Raw genomic sequence first — 19,436 nt, 5'->3', positions numbered from 1 at the left:
GAGTAGTTACATGCAGAAATTATGTCGATTAGCACTGGCCGTTTCTTTATCATTTTCCTTTAATGCCTTTGCCGAGACAGACGCAGAGGTTGCAAGCGAAAGTGCGCTTCCGGTACTTACACAACAAGTACAGCACAAAACAGCTAGTAAGCGCATATCGGCAACATATTCTCGCCAACACTACAAAAAATTCCGATTTGATGATGCGCTTTCAACGGACGTTTTTGACAATTATTTAAAGCAACTGGATTACTCGCGTAATGTTTTTTTACAGTCAGATATTGACCATTTAACTCAGTACCGTACCAAGTTCGATGACATGATTGCCTCAGGCAAGTTAGATCTTGCTTATGACATTTACAATCTTAATTTAAAGCGTCGTCTTGAACGCTATAAGTATGCTTTGTCTTTGCTTGAGCAAGAGTTCGATTTCACTGTAAAAGAAAACTATACCTTTGACCGTGAAGATGCACCATACGCCAAATCGACAGCCGAATTAGACGAACTGTGGCGCAAAAAAGTTAAATACGATGCATTAAACTTAAAGCTTGCAGACAAAGAATGGAAAGACATCCAAGAATTACTCAGCAAACGATACAACTACGCAATTAAACGCTTAGTTCAAAGTGAAAGTGAAGATGTGTTTCAGGTTGTGATGAATGCGTTCTCTCGTACTGTCGAACCACACACTTCGTATTTGTCGCCACGAAACGCTGAACGCTTTCAAATGGAAATGAATCTATCATTAGAAGGCATTGGAGCGGTTTTAAGAGCCGAAGATGACTTCACCGTGATTCAGTCTGTGGTTAAAGGCGGACCGGCCGATAAAAGCAATAAGCTAAAAGCCAAAGACAAAGTCGTTGCTGTGGCGCAAGGTGATAGCGAATTTGTTGATGTTGTAGGCTGGCGTTTAGATGATGTCGTTGATTTAATCAAAGGTCCCAAAGGCACCACGGTACGCTTGCAAATTCAAAAAGGTGAAAGTTCAAGCCTAGAGGTGGTTTCTATTGTTCGTGAAACCATTAAATTAGAAGATAGACAAGCAAAGTCGGATATATACTACGAAAAATCTGCCGACCAACAAAGCCCTGCGACGGCTAAGAAATTAGGGGTGATAACCATCCCAAGTTTCTACAACAAGCTTTCACACGATGTGGCCAAAGAAATTGCTCATCTAAAAGAGCAAAACGTTCAAGGCATTATTGTGGATCTGCGAGGTAATGGCGGTGGCTCTTTAACCGAGGCAACGTTATTAACCGGGCTATTTATTGACCGAGGACCTGTTGTGCAAGTTCGTGGTGGTGACGACAGAGTGGATGTTAACAAAGACACCGATGGTCTGAGTTATTACGAGGGCCCGTTAACGGTCTTAGTTGATCGCTATTCCGCTTCCGCGTCAGAAATTTTTGCTGCTGCTCTGCAAGATTATGGTCGCGCTATCATTGTTGGTGAAAACACCTTTGGTAAGGGCACGGTTCAGCAACACAGAGGTTTAGGTCGTATATATGACTTGTACGATAATCCCCTTGGTAGTATTCAATTTACCATCGCTAAGTTTTATCGTATAAATGGTGGCAGTACTCAGCACAAAGGTGTGATCCCTGATATTCAATACCCGACAGCAATTGACCCTAAAGAGTGGGGTGAAAGTCGCGAAGAAAACGCCTTAGAGTGGGATAAAATTGAACCGGCAGAGTATCGTCGTTTAAATGATTTTAGCCAAGACATTCAATACCTTTCATCGATGCATGCAGAGCGTATTAAGAAAAACCCAGAATTCGCTTATATTTATGAAGATATCGCATATTATAACGAACACAAGGACAAAAAGTCGGCATCTTTAAACTACGAGGTGCGCAAAGCAGAACGCGATGAAAGAAAAAATCGACGTTTAGAGCGTGCCAACAAAAGACTGATTGCCTTAGGCAAAGAAAAGGTTGCTTCGCTTGATGACATTCCAGACGACCTGAATGAACTTGATGCTTTATTAGACGAAACGGCCAACATTACCTTTGATTTAGTCAACATAGGTCAAATTGCCAAAAATAAATAACTGAATATTTACCCACCTTTGGCAGGGGGATAAAACAGTCCAATATAAAACCGCTCAGCTGAGCGGTTTTTTTACACCTTTCATATCCTAGGTATTTTTCCCTTTACTACAGTCAAATCTTCAATGTGATTGATTATCAGGCTTATTTCTTAACTTGAGCGCTAACTTAACCAAGCAAGCTTTTTATCTTAATGTTATTTATAGAAAAAAGTCTAATCTGTAATCAGTTGTTGTAGAATTGTAATTGGCGTGATTATTTATTCGCTTTTGATGCATAATTTTAGTTATACTGGCTTTCGTTAGAATTTTGGTTAAATTAATACGATACATTCTTGTTAAAAAATAATAGAATCTTTAACAATTAATTAACCAAATAAGAAGTAAAAATAGGTAAAACCTGGTTATGTCGAAATTTGCTACAACTAAAATGCCAAGCTTAATGGATGCTCTGATCCCCGTCATTGTGATGGTTTTCATGTTAACTGGAGCTGTTTTCTATTTTGGCGACAATTCTTCCTACGGCCCAAATCAAATCGCGTTATTGATAGCTTCTGGTGTTTCTTTGGCGATAGGTTTTAAAAACGGTCATGATTGGCATGATATGGAAAAAGCCATTATTAACGGTATATCCATTTCCTTAGGTGCCATTTTAATTTTACTGGCCGTAGGCTCTCTAATTGGTACCTGGCTTTTGGCGGGTACGGTTCCTACGATGATTTATTACGGCCTCAATTTGCTTAACCCGCAATGGTTTTATCCTGCCGCCTGTCTGATCTGTGGTTTAGTGTCGATGTCAATTGGCAGTTCTTGGACGACCGCAGCCACTATTGGTGTTGCGTTACTCGCCGTAGCCGATGGTTTGGGGTTATCACCTGCGATCACCGCAGGGGCTGTGATTTCTGGCGCATACTTTGGCGACAAGATCTCACCTTTATCAGAAACCACCAACTTAGCGCCAGCTGTTGCTGGCAGTGAGTTGTTTAACCACATTCGTTACATGCTTTGGACCACAATCCCATCAATTTTTACGGCCTTGTTATTATTCGTTCTATTGGGGTTAACCGAAGATGTCAGTCAAAGTTCTGAAAATGTCCTTAAAATAAATAACCTGTTAGAAAGCAATTTTGATATCAGCGTGGTCAATCTGATCCCTCTTGTGGTGTTATTGGTTTTAGCGATTCGCAAAGTACCGGCATTTTTAGCCGTATCTATTGGTGCTTTAGTGGGCGCTTTATGGGCAATTTTGTTTCAACAAGACTTTATTATGAAACTTGCCAGCGAAGGGCTGGATTCATTAACCGCGAATATTACCGTTGTGTGGACAGCGTTCTTTGATGGCGTGACAGTGGCAACAGGGGATGAAACCCTTGATAGTCTTTTAAGCCGTGGTGGCATGTCGAGTATGTTAAATACCGTTTGGTTGATTGTCTGTGCCTTAACCTTTGGTTCGATATTAGAGCATTTGGGTTTGTTAAGAAAATTAATGAGTGTGATATTGGCGAAAGTAGAAAGTACTGGTGGCTTAATTTTTTCTACCGTTAGTACCTGTATTGGTACCAATGTCGTAACAGCCGATCAATACATGGCGATTGTTATGCCTGGTCGCATGTTTAAAGAAGAATATGAGCGCCAACAATTGGATCCATTAGTATTAAGTCGAACACTTGAAGATTCAGGTACCTTAACGTCGCCATTGATCCCTTGGAATACTTGTGGTGCTTATATGTATGGTGTATTAGCAGTAAATCCGTTGGATTATATTTTTTACTGTTTCTTTAACTTGATTAACCCCGTACTTGCCGTTTTCTATGGCTACATTGGCTTTAATATCAAAAAGTTAGTTGTTAAAGATTAAAATACCGTAAGCGCTTAAATCGGTTGCATATAACTGAGGTCAGGTTAAAATCATTTTATTTTACCTGGCCTTATTTTATGAGCGATATCTCTCCCCGTTATTTAAAAGACTACCAAGCACCAGATTATCTGATTGAATCGGTTGAGCTTACTGTTGAGCTTGACGACACTGCGACTCTTGTTACCAATAAAATGCACCTGCGTGTTAATGGTTGTCATCAACGTCCTCTTATTCTTGATGGTGAACATTTAACCCTGTTATCTGTTGAACTAGACGGTACAACATTAAGCCCTGAGCAATATCAGTTGTCAAAAAGCCAACTGGTGCTTAATAGCGATTTCAGTAATAAAACGTTCACCTTATCAATTCAAACACAGATTGACCCGAAAGCGAATACGGCGCTTGAAGGTATTTATAAGTCGGGTGATGTGTACTGCAGTCAATGTGAAGCAGAGGGTTTTAGACGCATCAGTTATTTTCTAGACCGCCCCGATGTGATGGCGGTTTATACCACAAAAATCATTGCTAATAAGCAACAATATCCGTACTTACTTGCTAATGGTAATGCCATTGCACGTGGTGATTTAAGCGATGGTAAACATTTTGTCACTTGGCACGATCCGTTTCCTAAACCAAGTTACTTGTTTGCGCTGGTCGCCGGCAATTTTGATTTACTTGCTGATACATTTACAACCCGATCAGGTCGTGAAGTAACTCTAGAATTATTTGTTGATCAAGGCAATCTAAGCAAAGCTGAGCATGCTATGACGTCGTTGAAAAAGTCGATGCAATGGGATGAGCAAGAATTTAATCTTGAGTATGACTTAGATGTTTATATGATTGTCGCGGTCGACTTTTTTAATATGGGCGCGATGGAAAACAAAGGGCTTAATATTTTCAACTCAAAATATGTTTTAGCCGATGACAGCAGTGCAACCGACGATGATTTTTTCAATGTTGAAGCGGTTATTGCGCACGAATATTTTCATAATTGGACCGGCAATCGTGTGACCTGTCGTGATTGGTTTCAATTGAGTTTGAAAGAGGGCTTGACCGTATTTCGCGATCAGCAATTTAGTGCTGACATGCATTCTAAAGCGGTTACACGAATTAAAAATGTTCGTGTTTTACGCTCACAACAATTCGCTGAAGATGCCGGACCAATGGCCCATCCGATACGCCCTGAAAAGGTGTTGGAAATGAATAATTTCTATACCTTAACGGTTTACGAAAAGGGCGCCGAAGTGATCAGAATGTTGCATACTTTACTCGGTGATAAGGCTTTTAAAGCCGGTATTGCATTGTACTTTGAACGCCATGATGGCCAAGCCGTAACCTGTGATGAATTTGTCAACGCTTTAAGTGATGCGAGTGGGCGCGATCTCAGCCAATTTAAGTTATGGTATAGCCAATCTGGCACCCCAAAAATAGAGGTAACCGACAGTTTTGACCCTAAGAGCAAGCGCTATCAGATCACCCTCACTCAGTTGCATGCCAAAACTCATGATCAAGAGCACAAAAAAAATCTTCATATACCGGTCAATTACGAGTTAATCAACCCAATGGATAAAAGCATCATTGCCAGTGGCATGTGGGAGTTGACTGAGCAAACGCACACTTTTGTCTTTGACAACATGAGTTCAGCTCCGGTACCAGCATTACTTGCTAACTTTTCAGCCCCGGTTAAATTGAGTTACCCTTACACCGAAGAACAAACTGAAACCTTGATTTTTGCCGCCGAAGATGAGTTTATTCGCTGGGAGGCTTCACAACAGTTTTATCGTCAATGCATTCGTCAGTTGGTTAATGAGCCAAACGCGAGTATCCCAAGGTCGTTAGTGACTATGGTCGAAACGGTATTAAATAGCGATGCCGATCGAGCTTTTAAAGCCGAGCAAATAAAACTACCAAGCTTTGATGAAATGGCGGATTGTATTGACTTTGTGGTACCAGCCGATTTATTAACCGCGTTAGAAAAGGTTAAGGTGTTTATTGCTAACAAACTGCAACCGGTATTTATTAAAGTATACCAAGACTGTCAACTTGACACCTTTAGTAAAGATGCCACAGCCATTGGTAAACGGGCTTTAAAGAATGCCTGCCTTGAGTATTTGGCAACCAGCCAAATGGGTAATGAGATAGTCCTAAAGCAATTTCAACAAGCTGATAATATGACCGACCAATTGGCTGCATTTCGATTCGCATCGGTTAATGATTTAGCCTGTTTTGAACACATCAACGCAGCCTTTGAACAACAATGGCAGGATAACAGCCTCGTCATGGATAAGTGGTTTACGGTCAATGCCATGCATCAACATGAGCAAGTCATCGAGCGTGTTAGAGGCTTATTATCGCATCCTAAATTCAGTCTGGAAAATCCGAATAAGGCCAGATCATTAATTGGTGCATTTGCTTTTTACAACCCTAAGTATTTCCATCAAGAAGACGGGCAGGGATATGCGTTTTTACAACAACAAATAGCGATCCTAAATGGGTTAAATCCCCAAGTCGCATCCCGGATCATTACGCCTTTGATTCAATTTAAGTCGTTCTCTAAAACCCATCAAAAATTAATGAAAAGTCAATTAGAACTGTTGGCCAACTTAGATGATTTATCAAACGATCTACAAGAAAAGCTGAGCTCTGCTTTAAATTAACAAAAAGAACAGCTTACAATCGATTAAAAAATGTCATTTGAGGCACTCAGATGGCATTTTTTTTTATTATTTTTTTTATACTTAGGCAAGTTTAGAGTAACAGCTTTAAACATTGGTTTAACGGGGATTTTAACCCAAGTAATGCATGAGTTTGTGTATACACCTTATAAAACGACTACTAATGCATGTTCAAACCCGTTTAAAACACGTGTTTTAAACGTGTCTTTAGTGATCTCAAGATCAAGTAGTTAAAGGGAAGAAAGACAAACACTTTTCCTCTTCACAATTACTGTTGCCTAGTTGTAAAAATGATGTAATCATGTTGCCAGTAGCATTAGTTTGTAATTAATGCCGGACTATAAAAAATAATTAAGAACTAAAAAACTAATAAATAGTTAATTTCTGGGGATAAAACATGAAGCCAAGCTCCACGGTGAAGTTTAGAAAAAATCCACTGGCTAATGGGATCGCAGTAGGATTACTGGCGTTGGCCAGTGCGCAGGCACACGCGGTAAATTTCGAAGTAGGTGATTTTGAAATCAGCTTCGACTCTACGTTCTCTTATGGTGAATCATATCGTATTGAAAACCGTAATTGGACTGACCTAACCGGTAAATCAAACAACCTTAATAACAACCTTGATTGGATGAACAATGCCTATTCGCAAGGGCAGATTTGGGCATTGCCCGGTTCTTATTCTACGAATGGGGATTTAGGTAATTTAAATTATGACGCCGGTGAAGCGTTTTCAAAAACCTTAAAAGGCAGTCACGAACTTGATATTCGTTACGCCAACGATCATGGCGATTTTGGTTTGTTCGCCCGTGGCATGTATTTTTACGACTTTGAGATGATGGACAGTGACCGCCCATATGTGAATTCTTTAACGGGCAAAAGCACCAGTCCTTGTGATGATGAGCAAGCCAAAGACGAAGTTTGTCGTGACATACGTCTGCTCGACGCTTTTTTCTATGCTGACTTTTACGCCGATAACACTCCTATCAGTATTCGCATAGGTGATCAGGTGATCAGCTGGGGTGAGAGTACCTTAATTGCCCACGGGATCAGTGAAATTAACCCAGTGGATATCGCACGTTTACGAGCACCAGGGGCCGAATTAAAAGAAGCGTTTATTCCCTTCGGTGCTGTTTGGGCTTCGGTTGGGGTAACTGAAAACTTTAATATTGAAGCGTTCTATCAATATCGTTGGGAGCAATCCATATTACCGGCAGCAGGCAGTTATTTTGCCACCAATGATTTTGCCGGTTCAGGTGGTTATTTAAATAATATACAACTTGGTTTTGGTGGTACAGCCGATATCAATCTCGACCAGTTGATGACCGAGCTAAATGAACTTGGTGCTCAAGTTCGCGCCAATCCTGCAGCTGCCGCGTCTTATTTAACCGATTATGTCGGATTAGCAAGAAAAGCGACCCTGACGGAGAAAAACGATAGGGCGAAAGATGAGCCAGAAGATGGTGGTCAGTATGGTGTTCGTTTCTCATACTACTTCCCAGAGCTTAACGAGACAGAGCTAAGCCTTTATTACATGAATTACCATTCTCGTCGTCCGGTCATTTCAGGTTATACGGCAAACTTTAATCAACAAGCTTTAGTCTCTGATTTAGGTCTGTTAGCGCAAGGCATTAATGAAGATAATGTGACCGATTTGCAAGCTTATGCCAAAGCACGATTTGAATTCACCGAGGACATAAAGCTATATGGTTTAAGCTTTAATACTAATGTTGGTTTGACCTCACTGGCCGGTGAAGTGAGCTATCGCGAAGATGAACCACTGCAAATTGATGATGTTGAATTGTTGTTTGCTGCAGTACCACAACAATTAGCAAATTCTGATTTGGCTTTGGCACCATTCTTAGACGGTATTTCGCAAATGCCTGTATTTGAATCTGGTTCGAAAGCGCAAGGTTATGTTGAATCGGATACTATCCAAGCACAATTTACCTTAACCCATTTATTCGGTCCTACCCTTGGGGCAAGCCAATTCACCGGTTTATTTGAAATGGGTGGTATTAGTATTCAAGACATGCCAGATGAAGATGAAATTCGCCTAAATGGACCCGGTGGCGCCCGTTCGGGTACCGTAGGCAACCCATATGTAAATTTACTGTTTGGTGGCACTGAAACCAATCCATTCCCAGATGACTTTGCTTGGGGTTACCGAGTCTTAGCCAAGTTAGACTACAACGACGTATTTTGGGGCATTAACATGTCACCAAGAGTGGTATTTTCTCACGACGTAGAGGGTATTACACCAGATCCATTATTCTTATTTGTTGAAGAGCGTAAATCGGTCGCTGCAGGTATCAGCTTTGATTATCAAAGCCGTTGGTCAGCTGACATTAACTACAATGCTTTCTTTGATGGTGTTGGTACCACCAACCGAATTGAAGATCGAGACTTCATCTCTTTCAACATTAAGTATTCAATCTAAAGGTTAAACACATGAAAAAAATAACAGGATTATCTTTAGCCATTTCTTTAGCCTTAGCATCAACGGCCACGTTTGCCAAAGTTGATGCCGAGCAAGCGGCCAAACTTGGCACAGAATTAACCCCTATGGGAGCGGTAAAAGGACCTAATGCAGATGGTTCTATTCCTGCTTGGACGGGTGGCATTACAACCCCACCAGCCAATTATAAAGTGGGCGATCATCACCCAGATCCATACCCAGCAGATAAAGTTTTATACACCATTACAAAAGATAACTATAAGCAATATCAGGCGTTGTTATCACCGGGTCAAATGAAGTTATTTGAGACCTACCCAGAAACCTACAAAATGAATGTGTATCAAACCCATCGTAGTGCTTCTTATCCACAGCACGTTTATGATGAGACCATTAAGAATGCAACCCGTGCCGAGCTTATTCGAGAGGGTAATGGTATTCGCAATGCGGCGGTAGGGGTACCATTCCCAATCCCGCAAAATGGTTTGGAAGCGATTTGGAACCATACCTTGCGCTATCGTGGTGAGGCCTTGACTCGTGAAGGTGGGCAAGCGGCTCCGACAAGATCTGGTGACTACACGTACATCGGTTTTGATGAGTCTTTGCTGTTACCATATGGGGTGAAAGGTGCATCACCAGAAGAGCTCGAACAGACCAATATTTTGTTTAAGTTTAAACAAAAGGTGTCAGAGCCTGCACGCTTAGCCGGTACCGCTTTATTGGTACATGAAACCATGGATCAAATTAAAACCCCTCGCCAAGCTTGGACCTATAACACCGGCCAACGCCGAGTACGCCGAGCGCCAAATGTCGCGTATGATGCACCAGGTACGGCGTCCGACGGTTTGCGTACAACCGACGACTTCGATATGTTTAACGGTGCTCCAGACCGTTACACATGGGAATTAAAAGGTAAGCAAGAACTATTGATCCCATATAACGACTATCGCCTACACAGCGACAGCGTTAAGTACTCTGAGATCTTAAAACCAGGCCATATTAATCCTGAGTTGGTACGTTATGAGAAACATCGTGTTTGGGTCGTTGAAGCGACGCTAAAAGGCGACACCGATCATTTATACAAAAAACGTCGTTTTTACCTAGACGAAGACAGCTGGCAAATAGCGGTAACCGATATTTACGATCAACGTGATGAGCTTTACCGCGTCGGTCAGGCCCACGGTATTAACTATTATGAAGTACCAACTCAGTGGTCTACTCTAGACGTTTACCACGATTTACAGTCGCGTCGATACATCGCGATTGGTCTGGATAACGAACATAAAATGTATGACTTTAACGCTGAGTTAAGAGAGCGTGACTTCAACTCTTCGGCCCTGCGTCGAGAAGGCAAACGATAATATTATCGAGCCATAAAAACGGTTGGCAATGCCAACCGTTTTTGATTGCAAACAATTTACTATAATACAAACAGTTTATTTAAGCGCGACTTCATTTATTTGCACATTTTTTTATTAATTTAGAAATATCTTAGCTTAGTAATTGACGATTTCACTCGATTACCAACAGTTATAACGAATAAGTTGTGCGCCACTACATTTGGACAGTTATGAAGCATTACGTCTTTTTTTCTTATTTTCTCTTTCTTTTTATGAGTTTGTCATTACCCGCGATTGCATCGATTGAAACCGCGCAGACAAACCCGATTGGTCAATACAGTGATATTCAACCATTAGCACGTCAGTCTCTGTTATTAGATATTGTTAACATAAATAATAGTCGGTTAGTCGCTGTTGGGGAACGTGGTCATATTCTAACCTCGAATGATGGTCAAGGCTGGGTGCAACGACCGGTAAATACGCGCTCTACGTTAACCAAGGTCTATTTCTTTAATCAGCAATTGGGTTGGGCAGTTGGTCATGACTCGGTTATTGTGCATACCCAAGATGGGGGAGACACTTGGGCAGTGCAACAATTTTTACCCAATAAGCAACGACCTTTATTTGATATCCACTTCTTTAGCCCAACTCATGGTCTGGCTATTGGTGCCTATGGCACCAGTTTTCGTACTGAAGATGGTGGTAAAAGCTGGCATGAGGAATTTCATCTAGAGTTATTAACCGAAGATGATCAGCTATACCTTGAAGATATTAAAGCCGAAGACGAAGAATTTTACCAACAAGAAATTGCCAGTATTTTACCGCATTTCAATCGTTTATTAAAAACCGACGACGCCTTATATATGGTCGGTGAAATTGGCTTAATTGCCAAGAGTGTCGACCAGGGAAGAACGTTCACATTACTAGATGAAATATACGCAGGCTCATTTTTTGATGTTTTCCAAGCTTCCAATAACGTGCTTTATGTCGCCGGTTTACGGGGCAATTTATTTTATCGTGCCAATAGCACAAGTCACTGGCAAAAAGTCGACACCCATACCACGGCGTTGCTAAATGATATCATTGAAACGCCAAACCATAAGCTTATCGTTATTGCTAATGCGGGCAATATTTTAATCAGTGATGACGGCAAAAATTTCGACCTGCATACGCAAGCCGATGGCAAAGCATTATTGGCTGCCGTCTGGTTTAATAACACATTAATCGCTGCCTCAGAAGTTGGCATTAAAGTAATAGAAGTGAAGTAAAGGCGATGAAGAATATTTTTAATCATTTGGAACGTAATCTGTTCCGTTTTCGTTTTACCGTGGTTGCTCTGTTTGCCATTGTTACCGCCGTACTTTTTTATTTTGCAACGCAGATCAAACTGGATGCATCTTTTGAAAAAAACATTCCTTTAGAGCACGGTTATATGAAAACCTATCTAAAGCATCAAAATGACTTTGGTGGGGCTAATAACGTATTGATTTCTGTTTGTAATAAAGACTCAGACATATTTACTGAAGACTTTTTTAACAGTTTAAAAGGTGTTCATGATCAATTGTTTTTTATTCCGGGGGTTAATCGTATTTTGGTGAATTCGTTGTATTCACCATCAACCCGCTTTGTTGAAGTTGTCGAAGATGGCTTTGCTGGCGGCCCAGTTATCCCAGCAGACTTTGTACCCAATGCAGATGGCCTAGCCATTGTTAAAGCCAATATCGAAAAGGCCGGTATCGTTGGCAGTATGGTATCGGATGATTATACCTGTTCGATGGTTAAAACATCGCTTATGGAGTTTGATCCACAAACCGGTGAAAAACTCGATACCCTAAAATTGGCCAAGCAACTAGAACAAGAAATTAGAGAAAAATATGAGTCAGAGAGCTTGTCGATTCATATCATTGGTTTTTCTAAAATGGTGGGGGACATCGCTGATGGGGCTAAAGGGGTGGTTGCCTTTTTCGGTATCGCCATCGTCATTACCGCTATTATGGTGTATTTCTTTTGTCATTCTGTGACTTTAACCTTGTTGCCAATATTATGTTCTTTGGTTGCCGTGGTATGGCAACTTGGGATGTTAACGGTTCTTGGCTTTGGCCTTGATCCCATGTCGATTCTTGTCCCCTTTTTAGTCTTTGCCATTGGGGTCAGTCATGGGGTACAGATGATCAATGCGATTTCAAAAGAAGTGGCTAAAGGTCATCATGCAAAAACGGCGGCGCAGCAAAGTTTTCGTCGCTTATTGATCCCAGGCGGTATCGCACTATTGTCAGATACCGTCGGTTTTATGACTCTTCTGACCATTGACATCGGGATCATTCGTGAATTGGCGATCACCGCTTCTTTAGGTGTTGGGTTGATTATTTTCACTAACTTAGTGTTGTTACCTGTGTTGGTATCGTTTGTACGTTTTGATCCTAAAGAACAAAAACACATTGTTGATACGGCCGAACACAAATGGATGAACAGAATGTTATGGCGTAAAGCCGATTATGTCAGTTCACCAAAAGTCGCGGCTGGGATTTTGCTGGTGACTGCCATACTGTTTGTTTGGGGGCAATATCAGGGAGACAAACTCAAAATAGGCGAATTACATGCAGGTGCGCCTGCCTTGCATGAAGACTCGCGCTATAACCAAGATACGTTTTTAATCACCAATAAGTACGCCATCAGTGTGGATTATATGTCGGTCGTGGTTGAAACATATGAAGACTCTTGCATTAACCATGAGGTGTTAGACGCCATTGATACCATGCAATGGCGCCTTGAAAATGTTGAAGGCGTACAGTCAGCGGTTTCATTAGCAACCATCGCCAAACGAGTCAATTCTGGATATAACGAAGGTAATAAGCGCTGGCAAGTATTGCCTCGAAATCAATCATCATTGGTGCAGTCAATAGCTAGGGTTCCGACCACCAGTGGTTTGTTGAATCGAAATTGTTCGGCGATGCCTATCATTTTATTTATGGAAGACCATAAAGCCGAAACCATCAATAGGGTAGTGGATGCGGTCAAGAAAAATGCGGCTTTGCTTAACACCGACGATATTCAATTTAAATTAGCGTCAGGTCCCGTTGGTGTTATGGCGGCGACTAACGAAGCGGTAGCAAAAGCTCAAACTCCGATGATGATGTATGTATATGGCGCCGTTATTTTATTATGTTTGATCAGCTTTCGCTCTATTCGAGCCACCATTGCGGTAGTGGTTCCGCTTTATGTTGTTTCAACCTTAGCGCAAGCATTGATGACCTACCTTGATATTGGCTTAACCGTGTCTACCTTACCGGTTATCGCCCTAGGTGTTGGTATTGGTGTTGATTACGGTATTTATATCTTGTCGACCATGTCGGCTCGGATCAAAGCCGGCGAAGCGATGAGTGAAGCTTATTTAAATGCCCTTAAAGAGCGTGGTAGCGCAGTATTAATTACCGGTGTGACTTTAGCGATAGGGGTATCTACTTGGTTCTTCTCTGACTTAAAATTTCAAGTCGATATGGGGATTTTGTTAACCTTTATGTTTTTAGTGAACATGTTGGCGGCAATATTGGTTCTGCCGGCATTATCAACTTTCTTATGGCGACATAAAGCCAAGTAGTCAGATTAATTTTTTTGATGATAGCCCTGAAAAATTTCAGGGCTTTTTTTTATTTAATCCTTTATTCACTTTTTTGCATAATTAATCAGTAAAAACAGCAAAAATTCAGTTTCTATTTAACCCGACTGAATAATCAATTACAACTTTGTTACCAAATCGAAAAAGTTTGTACTTTTACTCTAATAAAGTACTTTCATTATGATTCAAATAGCTCTAGAATCGCCGAAAATAAACGAATTAAAATTAGTTATTTAGCAATGCGAACTAGAATATGAAAGTTGCTATGTAAGTTTTAATTGGTTGCAACATAACAAAGAAATATGTAAACGAGAGAACCGTCAATACATCGTATTATTGTTCATTCTTTGCGTGTTTATTTGAGTTATTATCAACACCATTCGCCTAGAACCAGAGGGTAATAAAATGGCGTCAATAGAAAATAAATCTTCTGTGCTTTTAAAAAATGTCAGCAAGTTGATCCATCAGAAAGTACCAGCAGACACCGCTCCTATATTAGAAAAATTTACCGAATACTTATACAGTCATGTTTCCAAAGATGATTTAGCCGCGCGTAACGACAGTGATGTCTACGGTGCAACGCTCAGTTTGTTTAAAGCCTTCAATCAGCAACAGCACAAAAAAGCATTTATTCGCGTGCTTAACCCTGAAGTTTCAAAACATGGTTGGAAATCCAGCCATACCGTTATTGAAGTGATCATAAAAGACATGCCATTTTTGGTTGACTCGACTCGCATTGCATTAAATCGTTTAGGTTTGTCTCCACACCTTATTCTTAATTGCCCATTAAAAGTTGTTCGTAATGACCAAGGCAATATTGTTGATATGGCTCGTTCAACCGAAGAACTTAAAGGTAGCTTCTGTGAAACCGTATTTTTTATTGAGATCGACCGTTTAACGGAACAATCGCAACTTGACGAGTTAACCGAAGAGCTGTATTCAGTGTATGAAGATGTGATGCTTACGGTATCAGACTGGAAACCGCTTTGTGATAAGTTTCAGCAAACGATCGATGGTTTGAAAGATTACAAAAAGCATGTCAGTGATCTTGAGTTTCAAGAATCGAAAGAGTTTTTGCAATGGATGGCCAACAATAACTTTACCTTTATGGGCTATCGCTCATATCAAGTTGAAGAAGTAAAAGGCGATGTGATTTTAACCGCAGACTTAGATTCTAGTTTGGGCTTAATGCGTAATTCAACGGGCAATGTTCGTCGTTCATTATCGGCTTATTCAGAGTCCGCGCGAGAAGTCGCTTTTGGTCCGAACTTATTGATTTTAACCAAAACCAATTCACGTTCACGAGTGCATCGCCCAGCTCATATGGATTACATTGGGATTAAACGTTTTGATAACAATGGTAAAATTGTGGGTGAAGATCGCTTTATTGGCTTATTTGGTTCGTCGTTTTATAACTCCAGTGCCCTTAATCTGCCAATTATTCGCAATAAAGTACAACGGGTTTGTGATAATTCAGGTTTTGCACAAGGTTCGCACGCATACAAAACGCTAATTAACATTCTTGAAACTTTCCCCCGCGATGAAATTCTACAGTCAAAGGAACAAGAATTAAGTAATACTGTGAAAGGTGTATTGCAGATGCAAGAAAGGGATACCACAGGGCTCTTTGTTCGTCCTGATGCGTTTAATCGTTTCTTCTCTTGCATGGTTTATGTGCCTCGTGAACGTTATAACACCCAGTTACGAATCGAAACCCAAGAAATTTTACAAGATGCCTTTGGCACCGATAAAGAAGTTGAGTTTAATACTTTTTTCTCTGAGTCCGTACAAGCAAGAACCCATTACATAGTCCGAGTTAATTCAACAAAAGCAGATATTAATGTGAAGGAAATAGAACGTAATCTAAATCAAGCAGCAAGAAGCTGGGACGATAAATTATCTGACGCCCTTAACATGAACAAGGGTGAAGTTGTCGGTAAGAAACTAAGCCGTAAATACGCCAGTTTCCCACAATCATACAAAGATGAAGTACTGCCAGGTACGGCCATCGTTGATATTGAAAAGTTAGAAGCGGTGAGTGCATCCAATCCTCTAGAAATGTTGTTTTATCAACCTCTAGAAGAGAAGTACGACAGCAAATACGTGAAGTTGAAACTTTTCCATAAAGGCGAGCCTTTACATTTATCCGATGTTTTACCAATGTTAGAAAACTTCGGTTTACGCGTTATTGGCGAGAGCCCATACATGGTGCGTAACAGTGACGGCGAAATGTGTTGGATTTTAGACTTTTCAATGTTGTTGACTTCGAATAAAGAATTTAACCTAAATCAGGTCCAATCGTTGTTTCAGGATGCGTTTGCCAAAGTATGGCATGGTGTCTTAGAAGATGATGGCTTTAATAAACTGATTTTAGGAGCTGGCCTAGCCGGACGAGAAGTCTCTATCTTACGTGCCATTGCAAAGTATCAGCAACAAATTGGCAGCACATTCTCGCAAGCTTACATTGAATCTACGTTTACCCGCTACCCTGCGTTTGCTGAACTTTTGGTTAATTTATTTGAGCTGAAGTTTAGCCCAGATGAGAAAGATCACACAAAAGCGATCAATAAGGTGTTAGCGAATATCGAAAGTGATTTAGATAACGTAGCAAGCCTTGATGATGATCGTATTATTCGACGTTATGTTGAGATCATCAATGCCACGGTGCGTACCAATTACTTCCAACCAGATGAAAATGGCAATATTAAGCCATACATCTCGTTTAAATTAATGCCTGAAAGCATCCCTGAGATGCCAAAGCCTTTACCTAAATATGAAATTTTCGTTTACTCTCCTCAAGTAGAAGGGGTGCATTTACGAGGCGGTAAAGTTGCTCGTGGTGGTCTACGTTGGTCAGATCGACGCGAAGATTTTCGCACCGAAGTACTGGGCTTAGTAAAAGCACAACAAGTTAAAAATACGGTTATTGTTCCGGTCGGAGCAAAAGGTGGGTTCTTCTGTAAGCAATTGCCAGAAGAAGGAAGCCGACAAGAAATATTTGAAGCAGGCCGAGAGTGTTATAAAACCTTTATCCGTGGTTTGCTTGATATCACCGATAATATTGTTGGCGGAGAGATTGTTCACCCAGAAAACGTTGTACGTTTAGATGAGGACGATACATACCTTGTCGTTGCTGCCGATAAAGGTACCGCCACCTTCTCAGATACGGCCAATGAAATCGCTGAAGAATACAATTTCTGGCTTGGCGATGCCTTTGCCTCCGGTGGCAGTGTCGGCTATGACCACAAAAAGATGGGGATCACAGCAAAGGGCGCTTGGGAGTCCGTTAAACGCCATTTCCGCGAAATTGGCATTAATTGTCAAACCACTGATTTTAGTTGTTTAGCCATTGGTGATATGGCCGGTGATGTATTTGGTAACGGTATGTTGTTATCAAAGCATATTTGTTTGCAAGTAGCGTTTAACCACCTGCATATATTCATTGACCCAACGCCTGATTCAAAAACCAGTTATGTTGAACGTGAGCGTTTATTTAACTTAGCGGGTTCAAGTTGGGATGACTATAATCGTGAGTTGATTTCTGAAGGTGGTGGGATATTTTCACGCGCTGCCAAGTCGATTAAATTAACCCCGCAAATTAAACAGATGTTGGGTACCAAGAAACAGTCGATGGCCCCGAACGAATTAATCCAAGCTGCACTTAAAATGAAAGTGGATTTAATTTGGAATGGTGGTATTGGTACGTACATCAAAAGTAGCAAAGAAAGCCATTTAGAAGTGGGCGATCGTGCAAACGATGTACTTCGCGTTGATGGCAAAGACGTACAGGCCAAAATCATTGGTGAAGGTGGTAACTTAGGTTGTACCCAATTAGGGCGCATCGAATACACCGCCACTGGCGGTCGTATGAACACCGACTTTGTCGATAATGTCGGCGGAGTAGATTGTTCTGATAATGAAGTTAATATTAAAATTTTACTGAATTCATTAGTCGCAAACGGCGATTTAACCCTGAAACAACGAAATAAATTGTTGTATGACATGACCAGTGAAGTCGAAGAGATTGTGCTTGAAGACTGTTATCGTCAAACCAAATCGATCTCCATTTCAGAGTCTCGTGGTGCCAGTAAGTTAAAAGAGCAAACACGCTTTATTCAATATCTAGAGCGAGAAGACAAACTCGATAGAGCACTTGAATTTATGCCCAACGACGAAGAAATCGCTGAACGTTTGGCAAACAATCGTGGCTTGACTCGTCCGGAGCTATCGGTTTTGGTCGCTTATGGCAAAATGATGCTCAAAGAGCAGTTATTGTTAGACCAAATAACCCAAGATGATTACTTGGGGCGCTTATTAGTTAAAGCGTTCCCTAAACAGTTACAGCAAGCATATCAACAACAAATGCAAAGCCACCCTTTGCGTGGTGAAATTATTGCGACTCGATTAGCCAATAATATCTGTAACTTTATGGGCGCGAACTTCGTTTATCGTATGGAAGAAGAAACTGGCGCTGATATTGCTGAAATTGTTAAGTGTTACACCATTGCCAGCACTATTTTTCAACTTGAAGATGTATGGGAACAAGTTGAAGCATTGGATAATAAGATTTCAGCCAATGTGCAAACTCAAATGTTATTCCAACTTCGTCGTATTGTGCGTCGCGCTACGCGTTGGTTCTTACGTCATCGCAATAAGTCGTTCTCAATTGCCCAATCCATTGATTTTTACCAACCAACCTTTAACGTATTGGCCAAGAAACTAGATACCTTCTTAGTCGAAGCGGAAGCGAAAGAGTTGGCGGTGGTGAAAACGAAATTATTAGAGCAAAATGTGCCAGAAAAATTGGCAAGCCGAATTTCGCAATTATCAACCTTGTTCTCATCGTTAGATATTGCCCAAGTGGCTTGTCAAGATACTCGTCAAATTGAGTTAGTGGCAGAGCTTTACTTTACCATTGGGGTGCGATTAGATTTGCATTGGTTCTTATCTCAAATAACCAAACAACCTGTCGACAATCACTGGCAAGCATTGGCCAGAGCGTCATTTAGAGAAGAGTTAGACTGGCAACAACGCGCTATTGTCTCTTCCATATTAACCGCCAACAGTGATGAAACCGATATCGTTGAATTGATCACAAGTTGGGAAGCAACCAAAGTACAGCCGCTAGGGCGCTGGAAGCAAGTGTTAACAGATTTTCGTTCAACTAAAACCCACGAATTTGCGAAGTTTTCGGTTGCTTTACGAGAGTTAATGTTGTTATCACAGTAACTTATAGGATTGCCTTGGCATTGATTTAGGTTAATGAAAAAGCAAAATATATTTGTGATTAACTTATACCGAACTGCAAAATAATGTTAAACTCCCCGCTCAGGGGAGTTTTTTATGCCCGATGTTTTATCAGCGTCGCCTTCCAATTTGCCCAAACGCTCAGGTTATGGTTATTTTGGCCTATAACACAGATATGGGTGGGTAAAACGTGGTGAA

Annotated in this window: 8 protein-coding genes; all 8 read left to right on the top strand. The window is 40.9% G+C overall.

All coding sequences use genetic code 11. The annotated features are described in order from the left end of the window. Positions 1–10: 10 nt before the first annotated feature. The 8 genes from prc (at position 11) to ACAY00_RS08340 (ending at position 19,220) form a co-directional block, all read left to right on the top strand. On the top strand, positions 11–2,053 hold the full coding sequence (prc, locus tag ACAY00_RS08375; protein WP_371372401.1) for a carboxy terminal-processing peptidase: 2,043 nt from the start codon (positions 11–13) through the stop codon (positions 2,051–2,053). A 403-nt stretch (positions 2,054–2,456) separates the two neighbouring features. Then, positions 2,457–3,908: a Na+/H+ antiporter NhaC gene (gene nhaC, locus ACAY00_RS08370; protein ID WP_371372399.1), complete on the top strand. Its 1,452-nt coding sequence runs from the start codon at positions 2,457–2,459 to the stop codon at positions 3,906–3,908. 77 nt (positions 3,909–3,985) lie between these two features. After that, positions 3,986–6,565 carry an aminopeptidase N gene (gene pepN, locus ACAY00_RS08365; RefSeq protein ID WP_371372397.1) on the top strand — a complete coding sequence of 860 codons (2,580 nt, stop codon included), beginning with the start codon at positions 3,986–3,988 and terminating at the stop codon, positions 6,563–6,565. A 415-nt stretch (positions 6,566–6,980) separates the two neighbouring features. Continuing rightward, positions 6,981–9,020, top strand: a complete 2,040-nt coding sequence (locus ACAY00_RS08360) for a DUF1302 domain-containing protein (protein ID WP_371372395.1) — start codon at positions 6,981–6,983, stop codon at positions 9,018–9,020. A gap of 11 nt (positions 9,021–9,031) precedes the next feature. Beyond that, on the top strand, positions 9,032–10,396 hold the full coding sequence (locus tag ACAY00_RS08355) for a DUF1329 domain-containing protein (RefSeq protein ID WP_371372393.1): 1,365 nt from the start codon (positions 9,032–9,034) through the stop codon (positions 10,394–10,396). 209 nt (positions 10,397–10,605) lie between these two features. After that, positions 10,606–11,643 (top strand): WD40/YVTN/BNR-like repeat-containing protein, encoded by a 1,038-nt coding sequence (locus tag ACAY00_RS08350; RefSeq protein WP_371372391.1) that lies wholly within the window; start codon positions 10,606–10,608, stop codon positions 11,641–11,643. 5 nt (positions 11,644–11,648) lie between these two features. Then, positions 11,649–13,973: an RND family transporter gene (locus tag ACAY00_RS08345; protein ID WP_371372389.1), complete on the top strand. Its 2,325-nt coding sequence runs from the start codon at positions 11,649–11,651 to the stop codon at positions 13,971–13,973. A 423-nt stretch (positions 13,974–14,396) separates the two neighbouring features. Beyond that, positions 14,397–19,220, top strand: coding sequence for an NAD-glutamate dehydrogenase (locus ACAY00_RS08340; RefSeq protein ID WP_371372387.1), 4,824 nt, complete (start codon positions 14,397–14,399; stop codon positions 19,218–19,220). Positions 19,221–19,436: the final 216 nt, after the last annotated feature.

It is taken from the genome of Thalassotalea sp. 273M-4, assembly GCF_041410465.1.
GTDB classification, from domain to species: Bacteria; Pseudomonadota; Gammaproteobacteria; order Enterobacterales; family Alteromonadaceae; genus Thalassotalea_A; species Thalassotalea_A aquiviva.
Note: the sequence above shows the minus strand (reverse complement) of the source record. Positions and strands in the feature narration are given on the sequence as shown.